This window comes from Micromonospora sp. NPDC002296 (assembly GCF_040296145.1).
Lineage (GTDB): Bacteria > Actinomycetota > Actinomycetes > Mycobacteriales > Micromonosporaceae > Micromonospora.
Genome location: NZ_JBEOWQ010000034.1, coordinates 1 through 15268 on the forward strand (window position 1 = coordinate 1; position 15268 = coordinate 15268).

Annotated in this window: 14 protein-coding genes and 1 pseudogene; 8 read left to right on the top strand and 7 right to left on the bottom strand. The window is 74.6% G+C overall.

Annotated features, from left to right (window positions below; genetic code table 11):
• Positions 1-847, top strand: an 847-nt coding sequence (locus ABT023_RS22240; protein ID WP_350888308.1) for an MFS transporter, incomplete at its 5' end; no start/stop codon positions are given.
• Between the two features lie 587 nt (positions 848-1434).
• Here the strand turns inward: ABT023_RS22240 and ABT023_RS22245 are convergent.
• The 3 genes and pseudogenes from ABT023_RS22245 to mshA form a co-directional block, all read right to left on the bottom strand.
• A pseudogene (locus tag ABT023_RS22245) lies at positions 1435-1809 on the bottom strand (hypothetical protein); the annotation flags it as partial.
• Positions 1810-2650: 841 nt separating this feature from the next.
• The gene (locus ABT023_RS22250; protein WP_350888309.1) at positions 2651-3187 is read right to left on the bottom strand and encodes a type III secretion system chaperone family protein; all 537 of its coding nucleotides are present in this window, start codon (positions 3185-3187) and stop codon (positions 2651-2653) included.
• Between the two features lie 97 nt (positions 3188-3284).
• Positions 3285-4649 (bottom strand): D-inositol-3-phosphate glycosyltransferase, encoded by a 1365-nt coding sequence (gene mshA / locus ABT023_RS22255; protein ID WP_350888310.1) that lies wholly within the window; start codon positions 4647-4649, stop codon positions 3285-3287.
• A 192-nt stretch (positions 4650-4841) separates the two neighbouring features.
• Here mshA and ABT023_RS22260 point away from each other — a divergent pair, with 192 nt between their 5' ends.
• Both ABT023_RS22260 and ABT023_RS22265 read left to right on the top strand, forming a co-directional pair.
• On the top strand, positions 4842-5609 hold the full coding sequence (locus ABT023_RS22260) for an SDR family oxidoreductase (RefSeq protein WP_350888311.1): 768 nt from the start codon (positions 4842-4844) through the stop codon (positions 5607-5609).
• A gap of 39 nt (positions 5610-5648) precedes the next feature.
• Positions 5649-6428: a class I SAM-dependent methyltransferase gene (locus tag ABT023_RS22265; protein ID WP_350888312.1), complete on the top strand. Its 780-nt coding sequence runs from the start codon at positions 5649-5651 to the stop codon at positions 6426-6428.
• A 19-nt stretch (positions 6429-6447) separates the two neighbouring features.
• Here ABT023_RS22265 and ABT023_RS22270 read toward each other — a convergent pair whose 3' ends face one another.
• Positions 6448-7539, bottom strand: coding sequence for a UDP-N-acetylmuramate dehydrogenase (locus ABT023_RS22270; RefSeq protein WP_350888313.1), 1092 nt, complete (start codon positions 7537-7539; stop codon positions 6448-6450).
• A 68-nt stretch (positions 7540-7607) separates the two neighbouring features.
• On the opposite strand from ABT023_RS22270, the gene ABT023_RS22275 reads away from it, so the two are divergent.
• From ABT023_RS22275 to ABT023_RS22290, 4 genes are all read left to right on the top strand, one after another.
• A complete protein-coding gene (locus tag ABT023_RS22275) occupies positions 7608-8366 on the top strand; it encodes a maleylpyruvate isomerase family mycothiol-dependent enzyme (protein WP_350888314.1) in 759 nt (252 codons plus the stop codon).
• A 282-nt stretch (positions 8367-8648) separates the two neighbouring features.
• The gene (locus ABT023_RS22280) at positions 8649-10028 is read left to right on the top strand and encodes a GH1 family beta-glucosidase (protein WP_350888315.1); all 1380 of its coding nucleotides are present in this window, start codon (positions 8649-8651) and stop codon (positions 10026-10028) included.
• 19 nt (positions 10029-10047) lie between these two features.
• Positions 10048-11055, top strand: a complete 1008-nt coding sequence (locus ABT023_RS22285; RefSeq protein WP_350888316.1) for a LacI family DNA-binding transcriptional regulator — start codon at positions 10048-10050, stop codon at positions 11053-11055.
• Positions 11056-11180: 125 nt separating this feature from the next.
• Positions 11181-12077 carry a GNAT family N-acetyltransferase gene (locus tag ABT023_RS22290; protein ID WP_350888317.1) on the top strand — a complete coding sequence of 299 codons (897 nt, stop codon included), beginning with the start codon at positions 11181-11183 and terminating at the stop codon, positions 12075-12077.
• Between the two features lie 217 nt (positions 12078-12294).
• Here the strand turns inward: ABT023_RS22290 and ABT023_RS22295 are convergent, their stop codons facing one another.
• From ABT023_RS22295 to ABT023_RS22305, 3 genes are all read right to left on the bottom strand, one after another.
• Positions 12295-12807, bottom strand: coding sequence for a hypothetical protein (locus tag ABT023_RS22295; RefSeq protein WP_350888318.1), 513 nt, complete (start codon positions 12805-12807; stop codon positions 12295-12297).
• Between the two features lie 103 nt (positions 12808-12910).
• Complete coding sequence (locus tag ABT023_RS22300; protein ID WP_350888319.1) at positions 12911-13423, bottom strand: O-acetyl-ADP-ribose deacetylase; 513 nt, start codon at positions 13421-13423, stop codon at positions 12911-12913.
• Position 13424: 1 nt separating this feature from the next.
• Complete coding sequence (locus ABT023_RS22305; protein ID WP_502890738.1) at positions 13425-14249, bottom strand: EI24 domain-containing protein; 825 nt, start codon at positions 14247-14249, stop codon at positions 13425-13427.
• A 34-nt stretch (positions 14250-14283) separates the two neighbouring features.
• Between ABT023_RS22305 and ABT023_RS22310 the strand changes: the two genes are divergently transcribed.
• Positions 14284-15261: a helix-turn-helix transcriptional regulator gene (locus ABT023_RS22310; protein ID WP_350888321.1), complete on the top strand. Its 978-nt coding sequence runs from the start codon at positions 14284-14286 to the stop codon at positions 15259-15261.
• The last annotated feature ends 7 nt before the right edge of the window (positions 15262-15268 follow it).

The following is a 15268-nucleotide window of genomic DNA, read 5'->3' on the forward strand; positions in this document are numbered from 1 at the left end:
GTTCAACCTGGGCATGGCCGTGGCCTCGCTGCTGGCCGGCCTGCTCGCCGAGGCGAGCTTCCTGGCGCTGTTCCTGGTCGACGCGGCGGCCACCCTGGCCGCCGCCGTCGTGATCGGGTGGAAGGTCCCCGAGACCCTCACCCTCACCCGCGCCCGGTCCGCCCGGTCCCCGGACCACGGCCACCGGACCGCCCGGACCGGAGGCGCCCGCAGGCCGCGCCGACCCGGGCTGCACACCGCGCTCACCGACCGGACGTTCCTGGTCTTCGTCGGGCTCACCTTCGTGCTGGCCGTGCTCACCATGCAGACCTCGACGATCATGCCGCTGGCGATGCGCGCGGACGGGCTGGGGCCGTCGGCGTACGGGACGGTGGTGGCGGTCGGTGGTGCCCTGATCGTGCTCGGCCAACTCTTCGTGCCCCGGCTGGTCGACCGGCACCGAAAGGGCGTCGTGCTCGCCGCGTCGACCGCGCTGCTCGCCCTCGGCTTCGGCGCCCTGGCCTTCGCCGGGACGCTGCCGGCGTACCTGGCCGCCGCGGTGGTCTGGACGGCCGGCTCGATGCTCGCCGCCCCGCCGAACGCACAGATCAACGCCGACCTCGCCCCGCCCGGGCTGCGCGCCCGCTACCAGTCGGTGTTCTACCTGGCCTTCCCGGCGGCGTCGTTCGTCGCGCCGGCCCTGGGCGGGCTCAGCCTCCAGCACCTCGGCGACCGGCACTGGCTGATCGTCGGCGCGCTGGGCCTGCTGGCCGCCGGGGGCCACCTCCTGGCCGGCCCACCTCGGGAGCGCCACGTTGCCGCCCTGCGGCACGGGGAAAAGCAGCACCTGGCCAGGACTGCCGGCTGAAGCCGCCACTCCCGACCACCGACTGGCCCAGACAACGGACATCCGTCGCCCCTGAACCGGGACACCCGCCGCGGGCACCGGGCACCCGCTTCATGATCGTCTGTCGTTGAGCGGCAATCGGCCCGGCGTGTCGTGTCGGTATTCAGCAGACGATCATGCCGGGCCGGGCGGGCCACGCGCGCCAGGGAAAGGGACGGTCGGTCGGGTCCATGGAACGCGCAAAGCGCCCACCTCGACCTTGGGTCGTGGTGGACGCTCGCAACGTGCCCGGCGGCGGCGGGCGACACTCACCCCCGTAAGCGTCGCCCGCTCGCGCCGCCGGTTCCCCCGGATGGCACCGTCCCCCAACGGTGTGACCCATCCGTTCCCCTGCGCCTCGCCCGTGCACGGATCTGATCGATCCGCCGCTCCCCCGAACGTTTCCGAGCGTGGCGCGGTGCAATAAAGCTAGTTCGCCCAGATTGCGGATTCAACCCGGATCGGCTGTCTCGCCCGTCACAGCACCGTCGTCCGGAACCGGGACCCGTCATTTTCTCGGCGTTGCCTTGAGCCAACAGGGTCTACCCGCCGGGCATTCCCGCAAACCCTCAGGCGTCCGCCCGATCGGGCGACTCCGTGCGGAAGAAGTTGCTCTGCCGTCCGTCACGCAACTGCTCCTGGTAGATGAGGTTCAGCCGGCGTACGTCGAAGGTGTTGAACCACTCGTCCCAGGTGATCTCGCGCATCCGGCTGCTCTCCCGGTAGCCCGGCATGTTGAACGTCAGCACCCCCGCCCGACCCTCCCGCTCGGTCCCGGCGATCGTGGCCGGCCGCGCGCCGCGCTCCCGCGCCCAGCGCCGGATCACGTCGTGGTCGGTGGTGACCAGGCTGCGCCCCGGGCGCTCCGGCCGGTCCTGGAGCGACGTGATGGGCTGCGAGGACCGCACCGAGCGGGACGTCGAACCCCCGGTCCGGACGGCCGACCGCTGCCGGTTCGCGGCACCCTGGCGAGCCGGGGCCGGTGCCTGCCGCTGGTTGGTGCCCGACCGGCCGGCCGCCGACGGGACGGCCGGCCGCTGGTTCGCGGCGGCCTTCCGTGCGCCGGTGGGGGCCGCCCGCCGGTTGCCGGCCGCCGTCGTGGTCGTCCCGCGGGCCGGGGCCGCCTTCCGGGCCGGAGCGGAAGCCGCCTTCGCCCGGGCCGGAGTCGCCTTCGCCCGGGCCGGGGCCGCCTTGGCCCGCGCCGGAGTCGCCTTCGCCCGCGCCGGAGTCGCCTTGGCCCGGGCCGGAGCGGCCTTGGCCCGCGAACCCGTGGCCTTCGCCCGCGCCGGAGCCGCCTTGGCCCGGGCCGGAGCCGCCTTCGCCCGGGCCGGAGCCGCCTTCGCCCGCGAACCCGTCGCCTTCGCCCGCGCCGGGGCCGCCTTGCGGGCACCCCCGGTCGCCTTGCGCGCGCCGGCTGCGGCCTTCGTGCCACGGGCCCGGCCCGCCGGCCCGGTGCTGCCCCGCGCCGCGCCGCCGGAGCGGACCTCGGCGCGCAGCGTCCGGGTCAGGGTCTTCACCAGTTCCGGCTTGCGCAGGGCGGAGATCCCGGAGACGCCGCGGCGACGCAACTGGCCACGGATGTCGTCGGCCCTCATCCGGGAGATCTCCGACTCGGAGATCCCCGGCGTGTTCGGGGTCTGGTTGCCCGCCTGCCGTTTCGTCCTGGTCGCAGTCCCGCCGCGACCTGAGCTGTTTCGCTGAGCCATGGGATGCTCACGCTCCTCGACAGTCCGTCCTCGGCGCGCGGGCGGTCCCAGTGCCGCACCGCGCGGGGCGGCATACCCGTCAGGACGGGTCCGAACCCCCCGCCTGCGCCGACGTCGCCGACGACGGCTCGAAGAGGTGCGCGAAAGCAGCCAGGTTGGCGGTCGACTCGCCGCGCTTGACCCGCCACTCCCACTCCCGCCGGATGGCGGCGCCGAAGCCGATCTCCAGCATCGTGTCGAAGGACTCGTCGGCGTACGTCAGCACCGCGCCGAGCAGCCGGTCCAGCTCGGCCTCGTCGAGCCCTCCGAGGTTGACCCGGCCGGTCAGGTAGACGTCGCCGGCCGCGTCGATCGAGAAGGACACCCCGTACATCCGGGCGTTGCGTTGCAACAGCCACGCCCACAGCTCCTCGCGCCGCTCGTCCGGCTGGCGCATCACGAACGCCTCGACCCGCAGCGCGTGCTCACCGACGATGAGGTTGCAGACCGTCTTGAGCTTGTGGGTGCCGGGCAGGGTGACCGCGTACGACGCCTCGCCGGTGGACTCGGCGACCAGCTCCCGCTCCGCGCACACCGACTCGATCAGGGCGGCGACTTCGCTCTTCGCGCTGCTCATCCGCCCCACTCTACGGCCGACCCGCCCCGCCCACCGGACGGTCGCCGCCGGCGAAGGGACACCGGAGGCCTCGATGGACAGGGTGCCCCGCCCCGTCTCACCAGGAACAGCTCAGGGCGGGGTCGCCGGCGAGCTGGGCGGCCATCCGGCCGCGCCGCTCGGCGATCGTCTCGCCGTACACGTTCAGCAGGTGGGAGACCGTCCGGTCCCAGGAGAAGTCGCGGGCGTGCCGCTCGGCGCCCAGGCCGAGAGTGGCCCGGCGCGCCCGGTCGGGCAACAGGCGGACCAGCTCACGAGCCCAGTCGACCGGGTCGTGGCCGTCGATCAGCACCCCGCTGACCTGGTCCCGGACGGCGGTGACGAGGCCGCCCACGGCGGCGGCCAGCACCGGCGTACCGCACGCCTGGGCCTCCAGGGCGACCAGCCCGAACGACTCGTTGTGCGACGGCACCGCGACCAGGTCGGCAGCCCGGTACACGGCCGGCAGGTCGTCGCCCGTGCACGGCGGCAGGAAGCGCAGCCGGTCGGCGACCCCGAGCGAGCCGGCCAGCTCGATCAGGGCGGTCGGTCGGTCCAACCCGCTGCCGCTGGGGCCGCCGACGATCACCACGGTCAGCTCGTCGGCGAGCAACGGGTCGCGCTCGCGCAGCGCGGCGGCGGCACGGATCAGCACGTCGGGGGCCTTCAGCGGCTGGATCCGACCGACGAAGGCCACCACGTACCCCTCGGTGGGCAGGCCCAGCCGACGACGGGCGGCGAGCATCGCGGCGTGCCGGTCCCCGGCGGCGGGGCGGAACCGGCCCAGGTCGACGCCGGGCTCGACCACGGCGACCCGGGCCGGGTCGGCGGCGTACCGGTGGAGCAGGTCGCGGGCCTCGACCTCGGTGTTGGCGACCAGCCGGTCGGCCTCGGCGACCACCTGCTCCTCGCCGATCACCCGGGCCTTCGGCTCCGGCCGGTCCCCGGCCGCAAGCTGTGCGTTCTTCACCTTGGCGAGGGTGTGCGCGGTGTGCACCAGCGGCACCCCCCAGCGCTCCTTGGCCAACCAGCCGACCTGCCCGGACAGCCAGTAGTGGGAGTGGATGAGGTCGTAGTGGCCCGGCGGGCGGGCCGCCTCGGCCCGCAGCACCCCGGCCGTGAACGCGCAGAGCTGGCCGGGAAGCTCCTCCTTGGTCAGCCCTTCGAGGGGGCCGGCGGTGACGTGCCGGACGTGCACGCCGGGTGCCATCTCCACCACCGGCGGCAGGTCGCCGGACGTGGCCCGGGTGAAGATCTCCATCTCGACGCCGGCCTCGGCCAACCGCCGGGCGACCTCCAGGATGTACACGTTCATCCCGCCCGCGTCGCCCGTGCCGGGCTGGTGCAGGGGCGAGGTGTGCACCGACAGGGTGGCGATGCGCCGGGGCCGCGGCCACGGTCGGGCACCTCGCTGACGACCGATACCGGTGTGCAATTCCGCCACGTCCGCTCCCTCTGTCACGGTTGATGCCGTCCCGCACGACCGGCGCTTCTCGGTCAACCTGCGCGCCGGGTGTCATCTTCCCCACCGGGGATCGGAAATGCGTCCCGCCGGCCCCCGGGCGTGACGGACCTCATCGACGTCGTACGCCCACCCATTGGCACCGGTCCCGCCCGGCCGGGCGAGAATGGCCGGATGACCTCTGTCGCGATCGTCACCGGGGCGTCCAGCGGGATCGGCGCGGCCACGGCCCGCCGGCTGGCCACCGAGGGATTCCACGTTCTTGCCGCCGCCCGCCGCACCGACCGGCTGGCCGAACTGGTCGCCGGGATCGAGGCGGCCGGCGGGGCGGCCACCGCGGTGGGGTGCGACGTCACCTCGCAGGAGTCGGTCGCCGGCCTGGCCGAGGCCGCCGCGGCGGCTCCCGGCCCGGTCACCCTGCTGGTCAACAACGCCGGGGGCGCACGCGGGCTGGACCCGGTGGAATCCGGCTCGGTGGACGACTGGCAGTGGATGTACGACGTGAACGTGCTCGGCACCCTGCGGGTCACCCAGGCCCTGCTGCCGGCGCTGGAGGCGTCCGGCGCCGGCACCGTCGTGGTCGTCTCCTCCACCGCCGGCTTCATCGTGTACGAGGGCGGGGGCGGATACTCCGCCGCGAAGCACGCGCAGACGGCGATCGCCGGCACGCTGCGGCTGGAGCTGTGCGGCCGGCCGGTCCGGGTCATCGAGATCGATCCGGGGATGGTGCGTACCGACGAGTTCGGGCTGGTCCGCTTCGGCGGCGACGCCGGGCGGGCGGCGGCGGCCTACGCGGGGGTGGCCGAGCCGCTGGTCGCCGAGGACGTCGCCGACTGCATCGCCTGGTGCGCGACCCGCCCGCAGCACGTGAACATCGACCGGCTGGTGGTCCGCCCGCTGGCCCAGGCCGCCCAGCACAAGGTGCATCGGACGAGCCCGTGAGGCACCCGGAGTGATCCGGCGCGGACGGGGGCGGCGCTGATGCGGCCCCGGGGCGTGGTCACCCGGGGCACGACGAACCCCAACCGGCTGCGCCGGGTGGACAACTGGATCGTCGAGACGTGCGGCGGCCGGCTCCGGGCAGCGCCGGACCCGCTGGTGGTCGACCTCGGCTACGGCGCCACGCCGGTCACCGCCGTGGAGCTGCGCGCCCGGCTGGCCGCCGGGGTCCGCGCCGACGTGCGGGTGGTCGGGCTGGAGATCGATCCGGTACGCGTCGCCGCCGCCCGGCCCGCCGCCGACCCGCCGGGGCTCACCTTCGCCCGGGGCGGGTTCGAGCTGGCCGGGCTGCGGCCCGTCCTGGTCCGGGCGTTCAACGTGCTCCGCCAGTACGACGAGGGCGAGGTCGCCGACGCCTGGCGCACGGTCACCGACCGGCTGGCCCCGGGCGGGGCACTGGTCGAGGGCACCTGTGACGAGCTGGGCCGGCTCGGCGGCTGGGTGCTGGTCGACGCAGTCGGCCCGCGAACGCTCACCCTGGCCGCCAAACTCACCACGCTGGGCAGCCCCGCCGAGCTGGCCGAGCGGCTGCCGAAGGCGCTGATCCACCGCAACGTGCCAGGCGAACCCGTCCACGCCCTGCTCCGCGACCTGGACGACGCCTGGCGGGATGCTGCCCCGTACGCCCCCTTCGGCCCCCGCCAGCGCTGGCTGCGCACGATCGCGGCGACCCGCGCCTCGGGCTGGCCGATCGAGTACCGCCCCCGCCGCTGGCGCCTCGGCGAGCTGACCGTCCCCTGGCCCGCCGTCGCCCCCGCCTGACCCCCCACAGCGGGGCCGGTCAGAGGGCGCAGTTGATGAGGACCGGTTCGGGGTGGAGGGTGACCGCGAAGCGGGCGTGGACGCCGTCGCGGATGTCGCGGGCCAGGGCGATCAGGGCCGCCGTGCTGGCGGTGCCGGCGCGGTTGGTGAGGGCGAGGGTGTGCTTGCCGGAGATGGCCACCCCCTCCGGGCCGGGGTGGCCCTTGGCGAACCCTGCCCGGTCGATCAGCCAGGCCGCGCTGATCTTGACCATGTCGCCGGCCCCGGGCCAGTGCGGCGGCTCGCCGAGGTCGGCGGCGCGCTCGCGCAGCAGCTCGTAGCCCTCCCGGTCCAGCACCGGGTTGGTGAAGAACGAGCCCACCGACCAGGTGTCCGGGTCGCCGGCGTCGAGCACCATGCCCTTGCCGGCCCGCAGCCGCAGCACGGTCGCCCGCGCGTCGGCCAGCGGCACCCGGTCGCCGACCTCGACGCCGAGCGCACGGGCCAGCTCGGCGTAGCGGACCTGACCGGACAGCGGGGACCGGGCGAGCCGGAAGTCGACCGAGAGCACCACCCAGCGCTCGCTGTACTTGAAGATGCTCGACCGGTACGCGAAGCCGCAGTCGGCCGCCTCCACCCGGCCCACCGTGCCGTCGGCGCGGTCGTACACCTGGACGCCGGTGATCGTCTCGGCCACCTCCTGGCCGTACGCGCCGACGTTCTGGATCGGGGTGGCGCCGGCGGAGCCCGGGATGCCGGACAGGCACTCCAGACCGGACCAGCCGTTCGTCACGGTCGCGGCGACCAGGTCGTCCCACGGCTCGCCGGCCTCCACCCGTACGGTGACGGTGTCGGCGTCCTCGGCGACCACCCGCAGCCCCCGGGAGCGCACCAGCACGACGGTGCCGGGGAAGCCGGCGTCGCCGATCACCACGTTGCTGCCCCCTGCGAGGATAAGCACCTGGTCGTCCCGTAGGCGCGCCTGCTGCACCTTTTGTACGATCTCCTCGGCGCTGGCGGCGGTCTCGACCCGTCCCGCCGCTCCACCGAGGCGCAGGGTGGTGTATCTCGCCAACGACATCGGGTCGGCGGCGTGGGTTTCGGTGGCCGGCTGGGCACTAACGTCTGACACGCCTTTCACCCTAGGCTGAGGGGCAGCCGCGGCACCCACTGGTGGCCCGGTCGCCCGGAAGGATCCTGATGAGCAGACTGCACGGCACGAAGGACTTCTGGATCGGCGCGCTCCGGGCGGAGGGGCCCGCGTTCGCCGCCGCCGTCGCGGAAGCGCCTCCCGAGACACCCGTGCTTTCCTGCCCTGGCTGGACGATCAACGAACTGGCCCTGCACCTCGGCGACGTCTACCGCTGGGTGCACATCGTCGTCACCTCCGGCGGCACCGCCCGCCCGGATCGCCCCGTGCCGGGCGAGTTGCCCGCCGGGATGAACCCGTTCCAGTTCTGGCAGCACGGGTACGACCGGCTGATGGTGGCCTTCGACGGGCTGGACCCGGAGGCGCCGGCGTGGAACTGGGCGCCGCAGCCGAAGAAGGCGGGATTCTGGCCCCGCCGGATGGCCCACGAGACCGCGGTCCACCGGTGGGACGCCCAGCTCGCCATCGCCGCCGGCGAGCCGATCGAGGCCAAGCTCGCGGCCGACGGGGTGAGCGAGGTGCTGGACACCTGGCTGCCCGCCGGCAAGCGGACGGCGACCGGCCAGTGGCACGGGGTCGTGCACCTCTCCGCGTCCGACGCGGGCCAGGACTGGTACCTGCGGTTGCGCGGCGAGGGCGTCGCGCTGCTGGACACCGACACCATCCTCGACCACGACGAGCACCACGCCCGGGCCGAGGTGACGGGGACTGCGAGCGACCTGCTGCTGGCCCTGATGGGCCGGGTCAGCTTCGACACCCTCGGCGTGGCCGGGGACCGGACGCTGCTCAACGGCCTCCGCACCGGCTGAGACGCCGGCGGGAGCCGGACCGCGCGCCACCAGGGCCGTAGCGCCCGGCCGGACCGCATCGACCCGAACAGGGGCCCGCCGACCCGGCGGGCCCCTGTTCGGGTCGGCGGCACGCGCCTTGAGAGCGCTCTCTTGACATTGGGTGAGGGAGGCACCACGCTCGGGCGAGAGCGCTCTCTCGTATCGGTCGAGCCGCCCTGGAACGACTCCCTCCGGCCGTACGCTGTCCTCGACAGACCCGAGAGAGATCATCGGCGGATTCACGGAAGGTGCGGTCAAGGCGTGAGTGAACTCCGATTCCCCGAGAACTTCGTCTGGGGTGCGGCCACTGCGGCGTACCAGATCGAGGGCGCGGCCCGCGACGACGGCCGGGGCCCGTCCATCTGGGACACCTTCAGCCGTACGCCGGGCAAGGTCTTCGCCGGCCACACCGGCGACGTCGCCTGCGACCACTACCACCGGTACGCCGGCGACGTGGCCCTGATGGCGGAGCTGGGGCTGGGGGCGTACCGGTTCTCGGTCGCCTGGCCGCGCATCCAGCCCGACGGCACCGGCCCGGTGAACCCGCGCGGCCTGGACTTCTACGACCGGCTGACCGACGCGCTGCTGGACCGGGGCATCGACCCGATCGTCACGCTCTACCACTGGGACCTGCCGCAGGTTCTGGAGGACCGGGGCGGCTGGACCAGTCGGGAGACCGCCGAGCACTTCGCCACGTACGCGGCGGCGGTGCACGGCCGGCTGGGCGACCGGATCCGCACCTGGACCACGCTCAACGAGCCGTGGTGCTCGGCCTACCTCGGGTACGGCAACGGCGTGCACGCCCCCGGCGTGCGGGACGCGGGGGCGGCCTTCACCGCCGTGCACCACCTGCTGCTCGGGCACGGCCTGGCGGCCCGGGCGCTGCGCGCGGCCGGCGCGGAGGTCGTCGGGATCACGCTGAACCCGGCGGACGTGCAGCCGGCGGACCCGGACAGCGCGGCGGACGCCGCGGCGGTCCGGCTGGTCGACGGGTTGCAGAACCGGATCTTCCTGGACCCGCTGACCGGCGCCGGCTACCCGGCCGACGTGCTGGAGCACGTGTCCCGGATGGTGGAGCCGACCTTCATCCGGGACGGGGACGAGAAGCTGATCGCCGCCCCCATCGACCTGCTGGGGATCAACTACTACGCCCCGACGTACGTCGCCGGCCGGCCGGACGGCGCCGGCGGCGGGGCGTACCCGGGGACCGAGCGGGCGGTGGAGTTCCTGCCGGCGTCCGGGCCACTGACCGAGATGGGCTGGATGATCGAGCCGGCCGGACTGACCCGCCTGCTGGAGCGGCTCGCCGCCGACTACCCGGGCCTGCCGCTGATGATCACTGAGAACGGCGGGGCGTTCCCGGACCGGGGCGGCGAGGCGGGGCCGGACGGGGCCGGACGGGTGGCCGACACCGACCGGATCGCCTACCTCGACGGGCACCTTCGGGCGGCACACGAGGCCGTTGGCCGGGGAGTGGACCTGCGCGGCTATCTCGTATGGTCGTTGCTGGACAACTTCGAGTGGGCCGAGGGGTACCGCAAGCGGTTCGGGATCGTCCACGTCGACTACCTGACCCAGCGGCGCACACCGAAGGCCAGCGCCCTGTGGTACCAGGGGGTGATCTCCCGGAACGGGCTGTGACGAGGTGGTGAGCACTCCGATGACGACGGTCCAACGGCCGACCCTGGAGGCGGTGGCCCGGCGGGCCGGCGTGTCCCGGGCGACCGTCTCGCGGGTGGTGAACGGTTCCACGACCGTCGCCGAGCCGATCCAGGAGGCGGTCCGCCTGGCGGTGGCCGAGCTGGGGTACGTGCCGAACTTGGCCGCCCGCAGCCTGGTCACCCAGCGGACCGACTCGGTCGCCCTGGTCCTGCCCGAGGAGGCGACCCGGGTGTTCTCCGACGACCAGGTGTTCCCGAGCATCATCCGGGGGGTCGCCCAGGAGCTGGAGGCGGCCGACAAGCAGCTCGTGCTGATGCTGGCCGGCTCGCCGGCCGGACACGCCCGGGTGGAGCGGTACACCACCGGGCGGCACGTCGACGGGGCGATCTTCGCCTCGCTGCACGGCGCGGACCCGCTGCCGGGGAAGCTGGCCCGGCTGGGCATCCCGGTGGTGTGCAGTGGCCGCCCGCTCGGCGACGTCGGGGTGCCGTACGTCGACGTCGACCACGTCGGCGGGGTGACCCGGGCGGTGCGGCACCTGCTCGACTCGGGGCGGCGGCGGATCGCCACCATCGCCGGCCCGCAGGACATGATCGCCGGGGTGGAGCGGCTGGCCGGGTACCGGGAGGCGGTCGCCGAGGCCGGGCTGCCGGAGCGGGTGGCGTTCGGGGACTTCACCCGCGAGTCGGGGGCGGCGGCGATGGGCCAACTCCTCGACACGTACCCCGACCTGGACGCCGTCTTCGCCGCGTCCGACCTGATGGCGCACGCGGCCATGCGGACGCTGCGCGAGGCCGGTCGGCGGGTGCCCGACGACGTCGCGATGATCGGCTTCGACGACATCGAGACCGCCGCGTACACCGAGCCACCACTGACCACGGTGCGGCAGCCGCTGCTGGAACTGGGCCGGGAGGCCGCCCGCCAACTGCTGCGGATGGCGGCCGGTGAGGACGTCGAGCCGGCCCTCGTCCTCCCCACTGAGCTGGTCGTCCGCGCCTCCACCTGACGTGGCGACGGGGCCGACGGGCGCACTAGCGTCGCGCGGATGAGCAATGCCGTGGCGCTGGTGCGCGTACCCGAGCTGTCCGTGTCGGAGGTCGCGCTCGCCGCCGCCGTCCGGGACAAGACCCGATGACGATCCGCGTCGCCCGGCCGGACGACGCCGCCGACGTGGTGGCCCTGCGGGCGCTCGTGTTCCCGTACCTCGTGCGGAGTGTGGCCTCGACCCGGAAAATGATCACGGAGCCGTCGCCCGGCGAGGACTGGACCGCCTTCGTGGCCGAGGTCGACGGCGTGGTGGTGGGCTGGGTGTCGGCGTACCGCGACGGTCAGACGTCCGAGGTGGGGTCCGGCGACGTGTCGCTGCTGCACGTCCACCCCGGGCATCGGGGGCGGGGCATCGGCTCCGGGCTGCTGGCCGCCGCGCTGGACCACCTGACCCCGCTCGGCATCCGCCGGGTGCACGGCTGGGCGCTGGCCGAAGGGCTGCCGTTCGCCCGTCGGCACGGCTTCACGGCGGGCCGGGAGCTGCGCTACTCGGCGGTGAAGCTGCGCTCGGCTTTTCCGCCGCCGGCCGCGCCCCCGCACGTACGCCTGTCGCCGCTGAGCGGGCTCGACCCGTACCAGGTCTACCTGGCCAACCGGGCGGCGGCCGTCGACGAGCCGGGCGACGTGCCGAGGGACGCCATGAGCTACGAGAGCTTCCGGTACGAGGTCTGGGACAACCTCGGCCTGGACCGGGATTCGAGCACCGCAGTCGTGGCCGACGGCGTGGTCGTCGCGTTCAGCCTGGTCAAGCGGGACGGCGACCGGATGTGGTCGGACTACACCGCCACGGTGCCGCAGCACCGGGGCCGAGGGCTGGCCCGGCTGGCGAAGGCGAACGCCCTGCACCGGGCCGCCGCCTCGGGGGTGCGCGTCGCGTACACCTCGAACGACGCGGCGAACGCGCCGATGCTGGCGATCAACGAGGAGCTGGGGTACCGGCCGGTGGCCCAGCAGTGGTCCTGCCTGCGCGAGCTGCCCTGACGATGAGCGGAGATCTACCAGCTCCGGAGCGTTCCGGGGCCGGCCGGCCTCCCCGGCACCGCCGACGATCGGCCAGACGTGCAAGATCGTGCTCGATCCCGGAAAGTGGGGCCTCCCACCCGCAACGAGGCCCCACTTTCCCTGATCAAGCACGATCTTGCTCCCTATTCAGCGCGATCGCGCCGAAGGCGTGCCGGCTGACCGGCTCGCCGGCACCTCAGAGCGACGGCCGACTGGCCGCGCAGACGCGGGCGAGCACGAACCGGTCGGCGTCCCCGGCGATCGTCGCCGTGCCGCCCACCAGCGTCCAGCCGGCCGGCAGCCGGAGCCACGCCAGACTGACGCCATGATCGTCGACGATCGCGCCGCCCTCGGCCGGGACGGCGGTGACGACCCGCCCCTGGTCTCCGGTGGCGAACGCGGGCGTCACCGCGATGAACCGGGCCGCGACCGCACCGGCCGGCAGGCCGAACACCCAGACGTCCTCGTCGGGGTGGGGGCCGCCGCCCAGCTCCGACGTGCAGGCACGCTCCCGGGTGGCCGCGACGGTGGGCCCGGCGGCGGGGTCCAGCCCGATCGTGGTCCGGGGGCCGGGCGGAGGCGACACGGGGCGCTCGGCACCGGCGGGCACGGCCTCCCGCGACCTGGCCCGGGCCAGGTCTGCCGCGCCGAGCACCAGCAGACAGGCCGTGGTCGCCCAGACGGCGGACCTGAGCCGGGCAGCTTCCACGCGACGCACTCCTGACGGCTTTGCACCTTTTGCACCTATCAAGATAGGGCCCCACGCCGCCCGTGTCCGCTTTTGAGTTATTTGTCCGGACGCGCCCCGCCGGTCAGGAGGCGGCGAGCCGCCGGGCCGCCGCATGCGTCTCGGCCCCGAAGAGGACCAGTCGGGCCTCGGTGACGTGCGCCCGAGACGCGGCTCGCAGCACCGCGAGGGCCTGGCGTACGGCGTCCTCCACCGGCCAGCCGTAGATGCCGGCCGAGATCAGCGGGAACGCCACCGTGGCCGCGCCCAGCCCGTCGGCCACCGCCAGGCTGTTGGCGTAGCAGTCCCGCAGCAGCGCCGACCGGTCCTCGGTGGCCGAGAAGACCGGCCCGACCGTGTGCACCACCCAGCGGGCCGGCAGCTCGCCGGCGGTGGTGGCGACCGCCTGGCCGGTCGGCAGGCCCCGGCCGTACCGCGACGCGCGCAGCGCCCGGCACTCGGCCAGGATGGCCGGGCCGCCCCGCCGGTGGATCGCGCCGTCCACGCCCCCGCCGCCCAGCAGCGAGGAGTTGGCCGCGTTCACGATCGCGTCGACCCGCTGGGCGGTGATGTCCCCCTCGACCAGGATGATCTCCACGTCAGCCCTCCTCGACGGACTGGCCGAGGGAGCGGCGGGTGAGCAGGGCCGCGCCGGCCACCGCCGCCGGCATGATCAACACCGCCCCGAGCGGGATCAGGAAGCAGACGAAGACGGCCACCCCGAAGCCCAGGGTCGTGGGCCGGTCGACCTTCAGCCGCGATCGCCGGTCCGGCAGCCGCATGCCCCGCCGGGAGAACGCCGCCCCCGTCAGCTCCAGGGCGAGGAGCCAGCCGCCCACCGCCGCCCCGATCACCGGCACGACCGTCTGGCCGACCACCGGGATGAACCCGGCCGCGAAGAGCGGGATGCCGACCAGCACGGAGATCGCGACCAGTCGCAGCGAGTCGACGAGGCTGCGGCGCAGCGACGACCAGAACGGCACCTCCACCGCGCCGGGCGTGCCGCCGTACCGCTCCTCCACCCGCTCGGAGATCTTCTCGTAGAACGGGTCGCCGATGACCAGGGTGACCGCGGTGAAGGTGAGCACCCCGAGCAGCCCGCCGACCCCGAGGAAGGCCAGCCCGGCGATCACCCGGACCAGGCCGCGGGCGGTGGCGGACCAGTCGTCGGCGAACGGGGTGACCAGCGCGGCCAGGTCGTCCACGAAGTACACCAGGATGGCGAACGCTCCCACGAACAGCGCCCCGGACAGCAGCGCCGGGACGATGCCGAGCAGCATCAGGCCGGGGCTGCGGACGTACAGGCCGAGGCCGCGCAGGAGCAGGCCGACCCCGGAGAAGAACCGACCGACGGCGCCGGTCACCGGCGCGGTGATGTTGCTGGGTACGTTCACGACCGCTGAGCCTAACGGCGACCGGCACATCCGGCCCGTCGTCCCTGCCCGACACAATGGGTGGGTGCGGGCCTCTCGGTTGATCTCGTTGGTGCTGCTGCTCCAGTCCCGGGAGACGATGACGGCCGCCGAACTGGCCCGGGAGTTGGAGGTCTCCGAGCGGACCGTGTACCGGGACGTGCTGGCGCTCTCCGCCGCCGGGGTGCCGGTCTACGCCGACCGGGGCCGCTCCGGCGGGTACCGGCTGATCGGCGGGTACCGGACCCGGCTCACCGGGCTGACCCGGGACGAGGCGGAGGCGCTCTTCCTGACCGGGCTGCCCGGCCCGGCCGGGGACCTGGGGCTGGCCGACGCGGTCGCCTCCGCCGAGCTGAAGGTGCTGGCCGCGCTGCCGCCCGCCCTGCGCGACGCGCCGGCCCGCGTCGGGCAGCGGTTCCACCTCGACGTGCCGGGCTGGTTCCGGGACGCGACGCCGCCGCCGTGGCTGGCCGAGCTGGCCCGGGCGGTGTGGCGGGACCTGGTCGTCGAGCTGCGCTACCGGCGCGGCGAGCGGGAGGTCGTGCGGCGGGTGGAGCCGTACGGGCTGGTGCTCAAGAGCGGGGTCTGGTACCTGGTCGCCAGGGTCGGCGACACCACCCGGACGTACCGGGTGGACCGGGTGGTCGACGTGCTGACGGCCGAGGAGACGTTCGCCCGGGACGGGGGCTTCGACCTGGGCGGCCACTGGCACGACCAGGCCGAGGCGTTCCTGCGGAGCATGCAGCGGGCCGAGGTCGGCGTCCGGCTCAGCCCCGCCGGCCTGCGCGCGCTCCGCCGGGCCCCGGAGGCCCCCTTCGGGTACGCCGAGGCGACCCGCGCCGCCGGCGAGCCCGACGGGCGGGGCTGGGTGGTCACCCGGCTGCCCGTCGAGTCCGTCGAGGTGGCGTACGAGTTGCTGCTGCGGCTCGGGCCGGAGGTGGAGGTGCTCGACCCGCCCGAGCTGCGGGAGCGGGTGGCCGACGCCGTCGCCCGGCTCGCCGCGCTGTACGGCGGGGCGCAGTGACCGGGGC

Bases quoted from the DNA above. Each gene is read 5' to 3' on its own strand.
- ABT023_RS22250 (WP_350888309.1), bottom strand. From the start codon at position 3,187: ATGAGCAGCGCGAAGAGCGAAGTCGCCGCCCTGATCGAGTCGGTGTGC.
- ABT023_RS22260 (WP_350888311.1), top strand. From the start codon at position 4,842: ATGACCTCTGTCGCGATCGTCACCGGGGCGTCCAGCGGGATCGGCGCG.
- ABT023_RS22265 (WP_350888312.1), top strand. From the start codon at position 5,649: ATGCGGCCCCGGGGCGTGGTCACCCGGGGCACGACGAACCCCAACCGG.
- ABT023_RS22275 (WP_350888314.1), top strand. From the start codon at position 7,608: ATGAGCAGACTGCACGGCACGAAGGACTTCTGGATCGGCGCGCTCCGG.
- ABT023_RS22285 (WP_350888316.1), top strand. From the start codon at position 10,048: ATGACGACGGTCCAACGGCCGACCCTGGAGGCGGTGGCCCGGCGGGCC.
- ABT023_RS22290 (WP_350888317.1), top strand. From the start codon at position 11,181: ATGACGATCCGCGTCGCCCGGCCGGACGACGCCGCCGACGTGGTGGCC.
- ABT023_RS22305 (WP_502890738.1), bottom strand. From the start codon at position 14,249: ATGTGCCGGTCGCCGTTAGGCTCAGCGGTCGTGAACGTACCCAGCAAC.